Here is a 547-nt window from a genome sequence, read left to right as displayed (position 1 = left end):
CAATCGAGTGTGATGTTGAAAGCCAATCAGAACAAATCAAAACGATAGAAACCAAACAACCAATCATTCACGAGCAAAATATCAATCTTTCAAACGAAGCTAACAACCGATGGCAAATTAACGAAGCGATGATTGAGAAATTGCCTTCACGAAAAGTTAAAAAGGTTGGAAAAAAACTTTCAGAAATCTTTGACACGATGATGCCTGCTTATTTTCCAGAGAAAGCAAACTTTTTTGAAGAAAGCAAGAAAACAAGGGAAAAACAAGAAGTTGAAAGAATACTAGAAGATTTCAAGCCCGATTTTCAATACGCAACTGAACAAGGATTAACGCATGATGAAGCCTTATCAGAATTTGAAAAATTTGTACGCTTTTCAAAAAACAATCCATGTTGAAATGCAAATGAACGCGATTGGCAAAGCGCTTGGGATAATTGGATTACGCATCCAGAATATGGATTGGTAATTAAGAAACACAAAAAATTAGAAACGGAAAAACTATATGCAACCGCATGCTATAAATCATCATCAAACAATTTCGCAAATAA

1 pseudogene is annotated in these 547 nt (G+C 34.4%); it reads left to right on the top strand.

The features are described from left to right. Positions 1 to 395: pseudogene (locus ACFILW_RS11080) on the top strand (hypothetical protein); the annotation flags it as partial. Positions 396 to 547 lie beyond the last annotated feature (152 nt).

The organism is Bartonella sp. TT110JLCBS, assembly GCF_042193405.1.
Classification (GTDB): domain Bacteria; phylum Pseudomonadota; class Alphaproteobacteria; order Rhizobiales; family Rhizobiaceae; genus Bartonella.
The sequence above is the reverse complement of the archived record's forward strand: the minus strand, read 5'-3'. Positions and strand labels throughout refer to the sequence as shown.